This window comes from Nocardia sp. NPDC057440, from assembly GCF_042802915.1.
GTDB lineage: Bacteria > Actinomycetota > Actinomycetes > Mycobacteriales > Mycobacteriaceae > Nocardia.
Genome location: NZ_JBHVDF010000022.1, coordinates 23,606 through 36,364, shown reverse-complemented (window position 1 = coordinate 36,364; position 12,759 = coordinate 23,606). Strand labels below are relative to the sequence as shown.

General features: G+C 68.4%; 13 protein-coding genes. 4 read left to right on the top strand and 9 right to left on the bottom strand.

Going from position 1 to position 12,759, the window contains the following annotated elements; all coding sequences use genetic code 11:
- Positions 1-43: 43 nt before the first annotated feature.
- The 3 genes from ACFU4Z_RS32320 to ACFU4Z_RS32310 form a co-directional block, all read right to left on the bottom strand.
- Entirely contained in the window at positions 44-910 is an 867-nt protein-coding gene (locus ACFU4Z_RS32320) for an arylamine N-acetyltransferase (protein WP_379070813.1), read from the bottom strand.
- Positions 911-994: 84 nt separating this feature from the next.
- Positions 995-1,996 carry an alpha/beta hydrolase family protein gene (locus ACFU4Z_RS32315; protein ID WP_379070810.1) on the bottom strand — a complete coding sequence of 334 codons (1,002 nt, stop codon included), beginning with the start codon at positions 1,994-1,996 and terminating at the stop codon, positions 995-997.
- Complete coding sequence (locus ACFU4Z_RS32310; protein ID WP_379070807.1) at positions 1,993-3,231, bottom strand: MFS transporter; 1,239 nt, start codon at positions 3,229-3,231, stop codon at positions 1,993-1,995. The genes ACFU4Z_RS32315 and ACFU4Z_RS32310 overlap by 4 nt, the downstream gene beginning before the upstream one ends.
- 104 nt (positions 3,232-3,335) lie before the next feature.
- Here ACFU4Z_RS32310 and ACFU4Z_RS32305 point away from each other — a divergent pair, with 104 nt between their 5' ends.
- The 3 genes from ACFU4Z_RS32305 (at position 3,336) to ACFU4Z_RS32295 (ending at position 5,558) form a co-directional block, all read left to right on the top strand.
- Complete coding sequence (locus ACFU4Z_RS32305; RefSeq protein WP_379070804.1) at positions 3,336-3,686, top strand: ArsR/SmtB family transcription factor; 351 nt, start codon at positions 3,336-3,338, stop codon at positions 3,684-3,686.
- A gap of 169 nt (positions 3,687-3,855) precedes the next feature.
- A complete protein-coding gene (locus ACFU4Z_RS32300) occupies positions 3,856-4,320 on the top strand; it encodes a tellurite resistance TerB family protein (RefSeq protein WP_379070801.1) in 465 nt (154 codons plus the stop codon).
- 59 nt (positions 4,321-4,379) lie between these two features.
- On the top strand, positions 4,380-5,558 hold the full coding sequence (locus ACFU4Z_RS32295; RefSeq protein ID WP_379070798.1) for a winged helix DNA-binding domain-containing protein: 1,179 nt from the start codon (positions 4,380-4,382) through the stop codon (positions 5,556-5,558).
- A 45-nt stretch (positions 5,559-5,603) separates the two neighbouring features.
- On the opposite strand, the gene nadC is transcribed toward ACFU4Z_RS32295, so the two are convergent.
- From nadC to nadA, 3 genes are all read right to left on the bottom strand, one after another.
- On the bottom strand, positions 5,604-6,464 hold the full coding sequence (gene nadC, locus ACFU4Z_RS32290) for a carboxylating nicotinate-nucleotide diphosphorylase (RefSeq protein WP_379070796.1): 861 nt from the start codon (positions 6,462-6,464) through the stop codon (positions 5,604-5,606).
- Positions 6,465-6,591: 127 nt separating this feature from the next.
- Entirely contained in the window at positions 6,592-8,430 is a 1,839-nt protein-coding gene (locus ACFU4Z_RS32285) for an L-aspartate oxidase (protein WP_379070794.1), read from the bottom strand.
- A gap of 109 nt (positions 8,431-8,539) precedes the next feature.
- Positions 8,540-9,595, bottom strand: coding sequence for a quinolinate synthase NadA (gene nadA, locus ACFU4Z_RS32280; RefSeq protein ID WP_379070793.1), 1,056 nt, complete (start codon positions 9,593-9,595; stop codon positions 8,540-8,542).
- A 77-nt stretch (positions 9,596-9,672) separates the two neighbouring features.
- On the opposite strand from nadA, the gene ACFU4Z_RS32275 reads away from it, so the two are divergent.
- On the top strand, positions 9,673-10,431 hold the full coding sequence (locus tag ACFU4Z_RS32275) for an NUDIX domain-containing protein (RefSeq protein WP_379070790.1): 759 nt from the start codon (positions 9,673-9,675) through the stop codon (positions 10,429-10,431).
- Positions 10,432-11,133: 702 nt separating this feature from the next.
- Here the strand turns inward: ACFU4Z_RS32275 and ACFU4Z_RS32270 are convergent.
- The 3 genes from ACFU4Z_RS32270 to ACFU4Z_RS32260 form a co-directional block, all read right to left on the bottom strand.
- A complete protein-coding gene (locus ACFU4Z_RS32270; protein ID WP_379070788.1) occupies positions 11,134-11,559 on the bottom strand; it encodes a hypothetical protein in 426 nt (141 codons plus the stop codon).
- Complete coding sequence (locus ACFU4Z_RS32265; RefSeq protein ID WP_379070785.1) at positions 11,556-11,951, bottom strand: hypothetical protein; 396 nt, start codon at positions 11,949-11,951, stop codon at positions 11,556-11,558. The genes ACFU4Z_RS32270 and ACFU4Z_RS32265 overlap by 4 nt, the downstream gene beginning before the upstream one ends.
- Before the next feature lie 286 nt (positions 11,952-12,237).
- Positions 12,238-12,423 carry a hypothetical protein gene (locus tag ACFU4Z_RS32260; protein ID WP_379070783.1) on the bottom strand — a complete coding sequence of 62 codons (186 nt, stop codon included), beginning with the start codon at positions 12,421-12,423 and terminating at the stop codon, positions 12,238-12,240.
- Between the last annotated feature and the right edge of the window lie 336 nt (positions 12,424-12,759).

Here is a 12,759-nt window from a genome sequence, read left to right as displayed (position 1 = left end):
CGCCGGGGTAGCCGCGTGGCATCGGGGCGCCGCAGGCCGCTGGTCAGCCCGCCAGCCAGGGCCCATCGGCCAGCGCCGCCGCGTCGGCGTCGGCGAGGTCGATATCGAAGACCTCCGACAGGATCTTGGGCAGTTCGCCGGGTGCCAGTTCCCGGACCTCACTCGAACCGTCCGGGCGTTCCACGGTCCAGGCGGTGCCGTCCAGGATGTGATGGACATCCGGGAGAAACCGCTGCACGAACGGCCGCATGGTGAAGGGCGAACGCGACGAGGTCGACACGAAGTGATTGCCCACCGCGAAATCGATGCGGTACTGCGGGTTCAGTGTGAACGTGTAGCGGTCGATCCAGCCGTCGCGGCCGAACTGGTGCAGCACCCACCGGTCGCTGTCCAGCTCGCCGCTGGTGCGCTCCAACCGGAATCGCCACGCGCCGAGGGCGAACTCACCACGACCTTCGGTCAGCTCGTAGGGCTGCAGCGGGCCGGAACCGAATCCGACATCGCAGAGCCACACCCGGTCGTCGTCGCTGGTCGTCACACGCAGCAGCGCGTGGGTGGCGGGCCGGAGGCCGATATCGACGCCCATGGTCACGCGGCCGCTGAGACCGGTGACGCCGAAGCCGAGCCGCTCCAGCACGGCCGCGAACAGCCCGACGTTCTCGTAGCAGTAGCCGCCGCGGCGCTGCCGGATCATCTTGTTCTGCAACGACTCCAGATCCAGCGGAATGTCACGGCCCAGGATGATCTCCAGATTTTCGAAGGGGATCGTGGTGGTGTGCGCGTAGACAAGGGCCCGCAACGTCGCGAGGGTCGGACTGCGGTCACCGTCGAACCCGATGCGCGCCAGATACGCGTCCAGGTCCAGTTCTTCGCCGTTCCAGTGGTAGGCGGGATCGTCGGGCTTACTCATCACACCTCTTCCTCATCATCCGTCTCATCGAGGCAACCACACGGCTGCCGGAACTGTTCCTCCGCGTCGCCGCCATCGCGCGACTCAGGCGGCGCACTTCGCGTTCGGCGGCGCGGCGGGGGCGGTGACAAGCCCGTGCGCGACATCCACGACATAGTCGCGGTCCGGGCCCTCGGTCGGCTCCGTGCCGGCGAGCAGGCGTTCGACCACACAGCCGCCTTCGAAGAACGCCGGGCCGACGCTGTGGTCACCGGGCACCACGACGCCGTCGAGGTCGCGGCCCGTGACGATGGTGTACATCGAGGTCGGCTTGCCCGCGGCGAGCAGGCCTGCCCGCATTTCCACGCTGGTAGCGTACGGCACCACGTCATCGGCGATGCCGTGCACCAGGAACGCGCGCTCTATGTCCATCCGGCCTGCCAGCAGGGCGGGCGAGCGTTCGAGGTAGGCCTGCGGACAAGTGGTCGGCGGGCAGCCGCCCGCGTCGCGTTCGATCTGCGCCGGCAGCTCCGGGTCGATTCCCGCCGAGGCCAGCCACATCGTGAAATCGTCTGCCGGGCCGTAATTGTTCACCCAATAGTCGAACAGTCCACGCGGACCGTTGGCCACGGCGAGGCCGCTCATGATCCCGCCCTGACTCCAGCCCCACAGCACGGTGCGGGCAATCGAGGGATGCTCGTTCCGATACCACTGGGTTGCCGCGACGATGTCGTGCCAGCCTGCCCAGAGGTTCCATTCACCGGGCTTCCATACGCTGGTCGCGCTGCGCAGATCCATTGACACGACCGGGGTCGCGGTGCGCTGCGCGATCGAGGTCAGATAGCCGGCGTAGTCGGCGGCCGAACCGCCGTGCCCGTGCACGGCGGTGACCAGGTCCCGCGGCACGAGATCGCCCGGCGCGCACCGATACGGCTCGTAGACCAGTCCCGTCGCGTCCTCACCGTCCACGGTCAGCGTGATCGGCCGCACCGCGACTCGCACCTGGCATTGCGGCTCCGCCGAAACGGACGGCGCGACAGAAATGGTCGCCGCCAGCACACTCAGCACCGCACAACACACCGCAAGCAGTCCGTATCCGCGCGTCACCCTCGCATGATGCCATGCCGCGATCGGTGTCCGGCGCCGCGAACGCCGACCAGAATTCCACCCGCGATCGCGGCAGTGAGCACGACCATCGCGAAGGCGGCGGCGGCACCGGTCAACCCGATTGCGTCGCTGAGGAAACCCGCCGCGAGCGGCAGCACCGCCGCGGGCACATAGCCGCCGACATTCTGGGCGGCGTTCGCCTCGGCCAGCCGCGCGGCGGGCACGGCGGCGCTGATCGCCGTCAGTCCGGCGAATTGCCCCATCCCCTGCCCGAGACCGGCCAGTACGGCGGCCACGCCGAACAACATGATGGACGCGGTGAACACCGACACCCCGAGCGCGATCATGCTCGCCGTGGTCGCGACGGCACTGCCGAGCATGATGGTGCGAATCGGCAAGCGCCGCACCGCGAACTGGATGCCGGTCGCGCCGAGGAACATGACGAAGGCCAGCCCGCCCGCGACAACCCTGTTGGTCGCCCCGAGCAGGCTCGACAACAGCGACGGGCCCAGCGACAGCACGAAGGACGTCGCGGTGATCCCGGGCGCGAAGACGGCGATCCCGAGCAATACCGCCGCCCGCCCGCCCGGTGCCACCGCCGGAATCCGGATCCACGACCCGCGCCCGCCCGCGCCCTTCGGCAAGGGCAAGCGTGCGACCACCACCGATGCCGAGATCAACAGCGCGAACTCGACGGCGAAGATGGTGACGGTCGGGCCGGGCAAGGTCTCCGAAAACACCCCGGCCAGCAACGGCCCGAAGCCGGCGCCGAGGACCATCGCCGCGGACGCCGCCAGTGCGGCAAGACGTGTGCGATCCGGACCGCCGACCTCGGTGACCGCCGCCATCCCGGCGGAGACGGCGGCGCCCACCGCGATCCCGGTCAGCAGCCGGGCGAGCGCGAGCACGAATACCGAAGTCGCCGTGGCGAAGAGCACGCACGCGAGCATCGCGAGCGCGAGCGCAGGCAGCAGCACCGGCTTGCGGCCGAGGCGATCGGACACCACACCAGCCGTCAGCAGTGCGCCGAGCAGACCGACGATGTAGCAGGCGAAGATCGCGGTCAAGGTGCCCGAGGAGAAGCCGAGTGCGCGCTGCCAGACGACATACAGCGGGGTCGGCGCGTTCGACAGGATGAACACCGCGAACACCGGCCACGCGGCCAGCCAGATCATTGCGCTATGCGCCCGGCCTTTTCCGGCCGACTGGTGCGGCCTAGTCACGACTGCCGTCATGCGATCTCCTTGTTCGACTTTTCTCGTACCAGTACGACAGTAGTCGAACTTAGCATCCAGTACGATAGAACTCGTACAAGACGTCCGCGAACCGAGGAGACCCGATGCCGTCGGCCACCCGCGCACCAGGCACCAGCGTCGCGCCGCTGCCCGAGCCCGCGCGCGACGATCTCCGCCTCGAAGACGTGCTCGGTGTACTCAGCGACCCGCTGCGCCTGCACATCGTGCAGAAGCTGCTGCTGGAATCGCCCGATACCGATCGCTCCTGCGGCTGGTTCGGCATCGATCGACCGAAATCGACACTCACCCACCACTTTCGAGTGCTGCGCGAGGCCGGGGTCACGCGCCAGCAGCAGTACGGGCTCGAACGGCGCAGCCGCGTGCGCATCGAGGACCTCGACACGCGCTTTCCCGGCCTGCTCGATCTCGTGCGCGCCTGGCAACCGGCGGACTGAACGCATCGAAACGCGGTAAATCCTCGACGAGGCACGGTAATTCGGTGCACGCGAGTCGCGCCGTCGCCTGCTATCGTCCGCGATAGTCGATCCACCGTTCGGGCCTGGCACGGGTCTGCCGCTCCGAGCATCGTTCCGGGGAGTTGTCATGGCCTTCTTGAATCGCCTCATGTCCAACGCAGCCTCGATCAGCCTCCTGATGGATAAGGCGCCGCAGTGGCGGGCGCAGCTGCTTGCCAAGAAGAACGAGCTGCGCGGCGGCTCCTTTCGCGACGCGAGCATGGGCATCTGCGCTCTGGTAGCCGCCGCAGACGGCGACATCGACCAGACCGAGCGGGTGCGCGTGGCCGGGCTCATCGGGTCCGACCCCGTCCTGCAGAACTTTCCGATCGATGATCTGCGCGCACTGTTCGAAGACAACTGCCACCGCCTCGCGAGCGACCCCGCGTTCGGTCGCGCGTATGTCCTGCAGCAGATCAGCAAAGCCGTTGGCAAGCCGACCGAGGCGAACGCCGTGATCCAGATCGGCATCATGATCGGCAACGCGGACGGCGACTTCGATCAGTCCGAGATGGCAGTAGTGCGCGAAGCGTGCCAGACCTTGCGGCTGAACCCGCAGGACTTCGGGCTCTGACGCACGAGCTCGACGCCATCGGGGATCACCACGGCGTGCCCGGCGGTTAAGATTCGCCTATGCGTTCGATTGATGCGGCACAGCGGCGAGCCCGGCTCGCGCTACGACACCGGCTGGCCACTGCCGCCCGCACCGATGAGGTCACCGATATCGCGCGGTCGCTCGTCGTTCTGCACGCGACCGATCCGGCGACGGTGTTCCTGTCGGTCGGCGCGCGCAGCCACACCGCCACTCCGGCGCACGTCGAGCAGGCACTGTACGACGATCGCACCCTGCTGCGGCTGCTCGCGATGCGACGCACCATGTTCGTCGCGCCGGTGGAGCTGTTGCCGGTGCTGCAGGCTTCGTGCGCGGACGCGCTCGCCGAGAAGCAGCGCCGCACCTATGGCAAGTTCCTCGAGGTAGCCGGAGTGGTCGATGGCAATGTCCGCGAATGGCTCGCCGATGTCGAAGACGAGACCCACAAGGCGCTGCTCGCTCGCGGCGCGGCCACCGGCGCCCAGCTGAGCAAGGACGTGCCCCGCTTGCGCACGCAGGTGGATCCGGCACCGGGGAAGGCGTATTCGAAGCCGACCAGCATCACCACCTGGGTGCTGGTGATCCTCGGTGTCGAAGGCCGCATCGTGCGCGGTCGCCCGAACGGCAGCTGGACCAGTAGCCAATACAGCTGGGCTCCGGCGGAGTCGTGGCTGCCCGACGGTGTCGCGACGATGCCGGCGGACCTCGCCCGCGCCGAACTGGTCCGAAAGTGGTTGTCGGCCTTCGGCCCCGCCCCCCTCACAGATATCAAATGGTGGACCGGCTGGTCCCTCGGCGATGTCCGCAAGGCCCTCGCCCTGCTCGATACCGTCGAGGTCGACCTGGACGGCGCCACCGGCCTCCTGCTCGCCGATGACCTGGAGCCCGTCCCCACCCCCGACCCCTGGGTCTCGCTGCTGCCCGCCCTCGACCCCACCCCGATGGGCTGGCAATCCCGCGACTGGTATCTGGGCCCGCACGCACCGGCCCTGTTCGACCGCAATGGCAATATCGGACCCACCATCTGGTGCGACGGCCGCATCGTCGGCGGCTGGGCGCAACGCAAGGACGGCGAGATCGCCTACCGTCTCCTGGAAGACGTCGGCTCCGACGCCGCAGCCATGATCGATGCCGAAGTAGCCCGCACCACCGGCTGGTTCGGCGACGTCCGCGCCATCCCCCGCTTCCGCACCCCGCTCGAGCGTGAACTCACGGCTTGAGCGGACACGCATAGGCGATGCGAGCGCTCGGCCACGGCGGTCCCGCTACATGTCCAAGCCGAGGTCGAGCACACGCACCGAGTGGGTGAGTGCGCCCACCGCCAGGTAATCCACACCGGTGCGGGCGTAGCCGGCGGCATCGTCGAGAGTCAGGCCGCCGGAGGATTCGAGTCGGGTCTGCGGGGCCTTGGCGTCGCGACGCTGGACGGCGGCCTGGGTCTGCCAGAGCGGGAAGTTGTCCAGCAGGACGAGTTCCACGTTTTCGGCCAGCACCGCGTCCAGTTGCTCGAGGCTGTCGACCTCGACCTCGCAGGCGATGTCAGGGGCCATGGCGCGGACCGCGCGCAGTGCATCGACCACCGAACCGGCGGCGACCACGTGGTTGTCCTTGATCAGCGCGGCGTCGCCGAGACCCATCCGGTGGTTCACTCCCCCGCCTACCCGCACCGCGTACTTTTGCAGGGCGCGCAGGCCGGGCAATGTCTTTCGGCTGTCGCGGATCCGGCATGTCGTGCCGGCGACCTCGTCCACCCACGCGGCGGTGGCCGTCGCGATGCCCGACAGGTGGCAGACCAGATTCAGCATGGTGCGTTCGGCGGTGAGCAGACCGCGCGTCGGTGCGACCAGTCCGAGCACCGATTGTCCCGGCGTCACCCGGGTGCCATCGGCAACCCGGTCGGTGATCTCGTAGTTCCCTGCTCCGATCACCTCGTCGAGGACGAGCAACCCGACATCGAGCCCGGCGACCGTCCCGGGCTGCCGCGACACCACCGAAGCCTTCACCACCGCCTCCGCGGGAACCGTTGCCGCAGTAGTGATGTCGGGCCCGTACCGCAGATCCTCGTCCAACGCCGTACGAATAAGCGCGAGCACCTCGCCCCGCTCGAGCCCACTATCCGAACTCATCACTGCACTCCTACTCTCCACGCCCGCAGTGGGCAGTACTCGAGGTCCCGGGCCGAGGTGAGCGGCACACCGTGACGGGCGCTTCCCGCGTTGTGCCGCAACCATGTGCCATCCATCGCCCTTGCGGTCACGATGCGCTCGGGAGGGAGTCTCGGGGCCAGGGGTCGGCGACGGCGAATCCATCGGGCGCCGGGACCGGTTGCCCCTCGGAACCCAGGCGGAATGCGACGCTGTGCTGCTGGCGTTCGGTCGGCTCCTGGTGGTCGGAGCGGGTGTGGCAACCGCGGCTCTCGGTGCGGGCCGCGGCGGCCAGCAGCAGCACTCGGGCGGTCAAGGTGAGCGCGGCATCCTCGAACTCAGCGATGCGTTGCGCCGCAATGCTGCTCGGCGAGCCCTGCGCCGGGCCCGGTAGCGGCACGACGCCGTTCGGTGACGACGCGTCTTTGTGCTCCGCCGTGTCATTACGTGGCCCACGACCGTCTTGCACCGGCCGATCGCCGGGTATCGCCGCGGCATCGTCCATCGACGGATCGATCGCCGCCGCACCGCGCGGCGCCGCACTGCTGTCACGCGCCGCCGGACTCGCGGAACCATGGCCCGTCCGCGTCACGCGATGCAGCACGGCATGCTCCAGCCTGCGTGTCGCATCGGCCAGACCGGCGGCGTCGCGGACGACCGAGCCGTGCGCGGTCATCAACTGTTGCACCAGCATTCGGTCGACGCGGGGTACGGCACGGAGCGGGATTTCGGTGATGGGCACTTCCTCTCCGAGGCGTTCTGCCGCGGCCGCCCCGGCGCGTTCGCCCACGACGAGCCCCTCGAGCAGGCTGTTGGAGGCCAGCCGATTCGCGCCGTGCAGGCCGGTTCGCGCCACCTCGCCCGCCGCGTACAAGCCGGGGACGGCGGTGCGGCCGTGCGTATCGGTGACCACCCCGCCGCATTGATAGTGCGCGGCGGGAGCGACCGGGATGAGGTCGGTGCGGGGATCGATGCCCGCGGCCAGGCAAGAGGCGGTAATCGTCGGAAACCGTTGCGGGAATCCGTCGATGGACCTGGCGTCGAGATACACGTGGTCGGCGCCGAGTGCCCGCATCCGCTCCGCGATGGCCCGCGACACCACGTCACGCGGTGCCAGATCACCTCGGGGGTGCACACCCGTGGTCACCGAATTGCCTTCGGAATCCACCAGTGTCGCGCCCTCACCGCGGACGGCCTCACTGATCAGCGGCCTGCGACCGGTCCCGCCCGGCGTGTACAGCACCGTCGGGTGGAACTGGACGAATTCCAGATCGGCCACGGTCGCTCCGGCCCACAGCGCCAGCGCGATACCGTCCGCGGTCGCACCGGGCGGGTTGGTGCTGAGGGCGTACAGCTGGCCGAGCCCGCCGGTGGCCAGCAGCACCGCCGGTGCGTGCACGACCCCGAATCCGCGCTCGGACACCGCGATCACGCCCTGCACACCGCCGGGACCGGTGACGATCTCCAATGCCGCGGTGCCGAAGAGGACCGGAAGGCCGGCCGCGTTCAGCGCACGCTGCACCTCCGCGCCGGTGGCGTCGCCGCCGGCGTGGATGATCCGTCGAGTGCTGTGCCCGCCCTCGCGGGTGCGCGAAATCTGGCCGTCGCGACCGAGATCGAATACCGCACCCAGGTCCGTCAGCGCGACGATCGCGTCTTGACCGCCTTCGACGATCGACCGCACCGCATCGACATCACAGAGCCCGGCGCCTGCCTCGACCGTGTCGTCCACATGGGACTCCACCGAATCCCCGTGCGGCGCGACGACGGCGATCCCGCCCTGGGCGTACTGGGTGGAGGTGTCGGTCGCTCCGCCCTTGCTGAGGATGAGCACCCGGAGACCGCGCAGCGACGCGGTGCGCGCCGCGGTCAGACCGGCGACACCGCCACCGATCACGATCAGGTCGGCGTCGGCCTCCCAGTCGATCCGGGGCGGCACGATCGTCATGTGCTCCTGCCGCTCCGGACGAGCACGTGGGCCCGGTTATTGATCTCGGTCAGCCGACGCACCGGAACATATTCCAGCGCAGCCGTTTCCAGCATCGGGCGGGCGGCGCTCATTCCCCACCGCCCGGGTTGCCGATCTCGATCATGCGCTGCACCGAGTTACGCGCCAGCGCCGCGGTTTCCAGATCGACATGCACCTCGTCGCGGTTCTCCACCAGGGCTCGAAGCAACGCGGCCGGGGTGATCATCTTCATGTATTTGCACGAGGCCCGGTCGTTGACGGCCTGGAAGTCGATGCCGGGGGCGGCCTTGCGCAGCTGGTGCAGCATGCCGACCTCGGTGGCGACGAGCACCTGGCTCGACTTGGCGACCCTGGCGGCATCGATCATGCCGCCGGTGGACAGGATGTGCACCCGGTCGGCCGGGAACGAACCCGCACCCGCGAGGTACAACGCCGAAGTGGCGCAACCACATTCGGGGTGCACGAACAGTTCGGCGTCCGGGTGGGTGCGGGCCTGCTCCTGCAGTTCCTCGCCGTTGATGCCCGCGTGCACATGGCATTCGCCCGCCCAGATCTGCATGTTCTCACGACCGGTGACGCGCTTGACGTGTGCGCCGAGGAACTGGTCCGGCAGGAACAGCACCTCGCGGTCCGGGTCGATCGAGGCGACCACGTCCACCGCGTTCGAGGAGGTGCAGCAGATATCGGTGAGCGCCTTCACCGCGGCCGTGGTGTTCACATACGACACGACGACGGCGTTCGGGAATTCCGCCTTCCATGCGCGCAATTCGTCCGCGGTGATGGAATCGGCGAGCGAGCAGCCTGCCCGCTGGTCCGGAATCAGCACGGTCTTCTCGGGGCTGAGGATCTTGGCCGTCTCCGCCATGAAATGCACGCCACAGAACACGATGGTGTCCTCGGGCGCCTCGGCCGCGATCCGGGACAGCGCCAGCGAGTCCCCGACATGATCGGCCACGTCCTGGATCTCGGGCAGCTGGTAGTTGTGCGCGAGAATCGTGGCGTTGCGCTCGCGCGCCAATCGCTTGATCTCCCGCGCCCACTCGGGCGTCCCCTCGACGCCAGTGAATCCCGAGGGCCCGTCGGTGACCTGCTCCATCAGCGTGGTGCCAGGCGCGGTTGCGAGCTCTGCTCCCATCGTCGCCATGGTGGCTCCTTCCTCCATGCGCTCGGCAACACCGCCGAATTCGCACCAAACCAGGTTTTCGACTTATAATCGAAAACGTGCCCCATAGTAACACCATCCACGAATCGCTCACCGCGGTGTTCCAGGTGCGGCGCTTCCCCTCCGATATCACCGCAGGTCCCGGCCCCGCAGAGCGCTCCGGCGAGGTCATCCGACGCTGCCCACCCGACCAGCGAACCGAACTCGCCGTGCTGCTCTGGCAGCGCGCACTCGACCCACAGAAGGCCACCTGGTCGCTACCGGGCGGCCGACTGGGCGACGATGAAGACCTCGACGACTCGGCCAGGCGCCAGCTCGCCGAAAAGGTCGACGTGCGCGAGCTGACCCACTTGGAGCAGCTGTCGGTCTTCAGTAAGCCCGACCGAGTCCCCCACCCGCGCCGCATCGCCTCGGCCTACCTCGGACTCGTCCCGCTGACCGCTGATCCGCAGCTACCCTCCGACACCGCGTGGCACCCGGTCTCCGCCCTGCCCGATATGTCCTTCGACCACGGCACGGTCGTCGACCACGCCCGCACCCGACTCGCCGCGAAACTCTCCTACACCAACATCGCCTTCGCCCTGGCCCCCGACCGCTTCACCATGTCTACCCTGCGCGAAATCTATTGCGTCGCACTCGGCTACGACGTCGACACCACGAACCTGCAACGAGTCCTGACCCGGCGCAGGGTCATCACCCCCACGGGCGCCACCACGGCCCCCGGCCGCGCGGGTGGCAGGCCCGCCGCGGTATACCGCTTCACCGACTCCGGCCTCCGCGTGACCGACGAATTCGCGGCGTTGCGACCGCCGACCTGACCGCCGCGTATAGGTCGCTGGTAGCCGAACCCGCCCAACCCACGCCGCTCCGACACAGGCGGCCCGACACAGGCGGCCCGACACCCGGCAGACCGGATGTCGGGCCGTGGTTCGCCGCCGCTATCGCAAGAGGCAGACGGGCCAAAGACACGGAAACACAGCATGTTCCGCGACGTTAGCGCCGTGTCCCGCAACCTCGTCTGTCGACTCCGCTCCGGCAACCGGCGCGCCAACGGCTACGGTCACCAGCAGCATGGCCCCGACCGCCACAGATTTCCACATCAGGACTCCCCCTCTGATTCGAACGGATCTTCTTGTTACCGACCGAATCCGGATCGACGACCCCGCCCGGTGTTCGATCAATCGCACGACCTCGACGCTAGGAGAATCGCGCGGCGGGCGACGCGAACGAGCCGCGCTCGAACCGCGGAATCAGCTGGTCACGGCTGTTTATGGAGAACTCCGGACCGGATGTAGGAGCGCGAACCACCCAGGCGCAGTTGTCCGGACCGGAAAAGAATCGGCACAGCGACGGCCTGGTGGTTGCCTGTCGACGCCGATGATCGCTCCGGAGAACGACTCGCCGACTACGCGTCACAGGCCGTCAGGCAACCCCTGCGGATAGCAGCCGCGGCACACCATGTCGAGCACCGGTACCGCAGACCCGAACGATCGCCCGCTACCGGGCGGCAATCAGCATGGCTAGACGGTGCGCCGTCGGTTTGTTTCGTCGTCGCGATCTCGTGGTCCGAGAACGTGCAGCACCTCATCCCGGTCGAATCCGGGAAACAGGGCCTCGACCGCTTCGGCCATCGACCGGTCCGGTGCGCCACCGATCTGGTTCAACAGCAGATGTCCCACCTCATGCCGGACGACATGGCCGACATCCGCATCCGAAGCCGCTGCGTCACAGGCGATGACGATCTCGGCCGTGCGTTCCATCACCAGCCCGCACGGTGCCCCCTCGGCGCGGAGACCCGCCACCGGCAATAGCCGAATTCGCTTGCCTGTCACAGCTTCGGCCCGCTCTATGAATGCCGCCAGGGTCCACGGCAGTGGCACGGCAAGCATTTCCGCCATCCGCCACAGCTGCTCGATTATCGGATCCCTCCGCGGATCGGGACTCACAAGGCATCCAACGCCCGCACCAGGGCGGACAGGTCGGCATCCGCACACAGGGCACCGCCGCCACGCAACGCCAACCGGGTGACACCGGCCTCGCGAATGCTCCGCAGCAGTTCCAAGTTCCGATGCAGCACCACGACTTCTGGACCGGCATCCGTGAGATAGCGCCCGGGAACACCGAAATACCCCGCCAACGCGACCAGGACCGCGGGATCGCCATCGGAAACACCGCGCCGCAACGCCTTCAACACCCCGGCCGATACCGGGAACCCCACCCGCCGCGTCAGCTCCCGGGCCACCTCGTCGCCGGACCGCTCCGGTTCCGTCCGCGCGTGAAACGTCGCGAACAGCTGATCGACCCGCTCGGCCACACTCGGGCACCAGTTATCACGCATTCTGCACCCCACCGGCGAGACTACTTACCATCCGAGTCTGGGCCCGGCACGGCGGACTGTCCAGTCGCCTCCGAACAGCGGTCAGGGCCGCGCTCCCCGAACGCGGACCGCACCCGACTCGGCGACCTCCGCGGTCGGCGGTCGGCATCGCGGGTCAGCCATCAGCCATCAGCCATCAGCCATCAGCCATCAGCTGTCAACCGTCAGCAGTCAACCGTCACCGGCGAGCCGTCAGCTGTAACCGGTCCGCTGTAAGCAGTCAGCTGACTGACCGAAATACCTCGTGTCACGAATCCTGCGACTGATTCTTATGTTTCCGCGTCCGGCGATACTGCCGCTTGCTGGGAACAGGTTGCGCAGCACTGGACCGGCGCAGCGCAGCGCGCCGCCGCCACGCCACCAAATCCGGCCGCTCCCCACCGTGCTCCGGGTACATCCCCGCCAACACCAGTGCCTGGTTACGTTCGTTCATTGCCAACACCTCCTTCCCACTATCGAAACGACTGCCGATCCACGGTAGCGGCGGCAGGCGTCGGCACTCCACTCATTTATCTGCCGGTGCAACACCTTCGAGCGTCCGCCTATACGCATGGATCACAGCGCGGCACCCACTCGAACTCGCCCCTGCGCTGGGTGCGACTCAGCCGCGCTCGCGGCTTCAGCTCGCGGCCGTGTTCCGCACCCGTCGCGACGGCGCCGACGCTTATTCGAATCGGCCACCGAACAATGGCGGGGCGCGGGCCGTGCCCCGCAGGGGGGGGCGGGGGCGCGGGGGAGTGGACGTCGTGCCCTCCCACCCCCCCCCCGG

Excerpts from the sequence above, each read along its gene's own strand:
- ACFU4Z_RS32310 (WP_379070807.1), bottom strand. The coding sequence starts at position 3,231 with ATGACGGCAGTCGTGACTAGGCCGCACCAGTCGGCCGGAAAAGGCCGG.
- nadA (WP_379070793.1), bottom strand. The coding sequence starts at position 9,595 with ATGGCGACGATGGGAGCAGAGCTCGCAACCGCGCCTGGCACCACGCTG.
- ACFU4Z_RS32285 (WP_379070794.1), bottom strand. The coding sequence starts at position 8,430 with ATGACGATCGTGCCGCCCCGGATCGACTGGGAGGCCGACGCCGACCTG.
- ACFU4Z_RS32300 (WP_379070801.1), top strand. The coding sequence starts at position 3,856 with ATGTCCAACGCAGCCTCGATCAGCCTCCTGATGGATAAGGCGCCGCAG.
- ACFU4Z_RS32305 (WP_379070804.1), top strand. The coding sequence starts at position 3,336 with ATGCCGTCGGCCACCCGCGCACCAGGCACCAGCGTCGCGCCGCTGCCC.
- nadC (WP_379070796.1), bottom strand. The coding sequence starts at position 6,464 with ATGAGTTCGGATAGTGGGCTCGAGCGGGGCGAGGTGCTCGCGCTTATT.
- ACFU4Z_RS32265 (WP_379070785.1), bottom strand. The coding sequence starts at position 11,951 with ATGCGTGATAACTGGTGCCCGAGTGTGGCCGAGCGGGTCGATCAGCTG.
- ACFU4Z_RS32320 (WP_379070813.1), bottom strand. The coding sequence starts at position 910 with ATGAGTAAGCCCGACGATCCCGCCTACCACTGGAACGGCGAAGAACTG.
- ACFU4Z_RS32260 (WP_379070783.1), bottom strand. The coding sequence starts at position 12,423 with ATGAACGAACGTAACCAGGCACTGGTGTTGGCGGGGATGTACCCGGAG.
- ACFU4Z_RS32295 (WP_379070798.1), top strand. The coding sequence starts at position 4,380 with ATGCGTTCGATTGATGCGGCACAGCGGCGAGCCCGGCTCGCGCTACGA.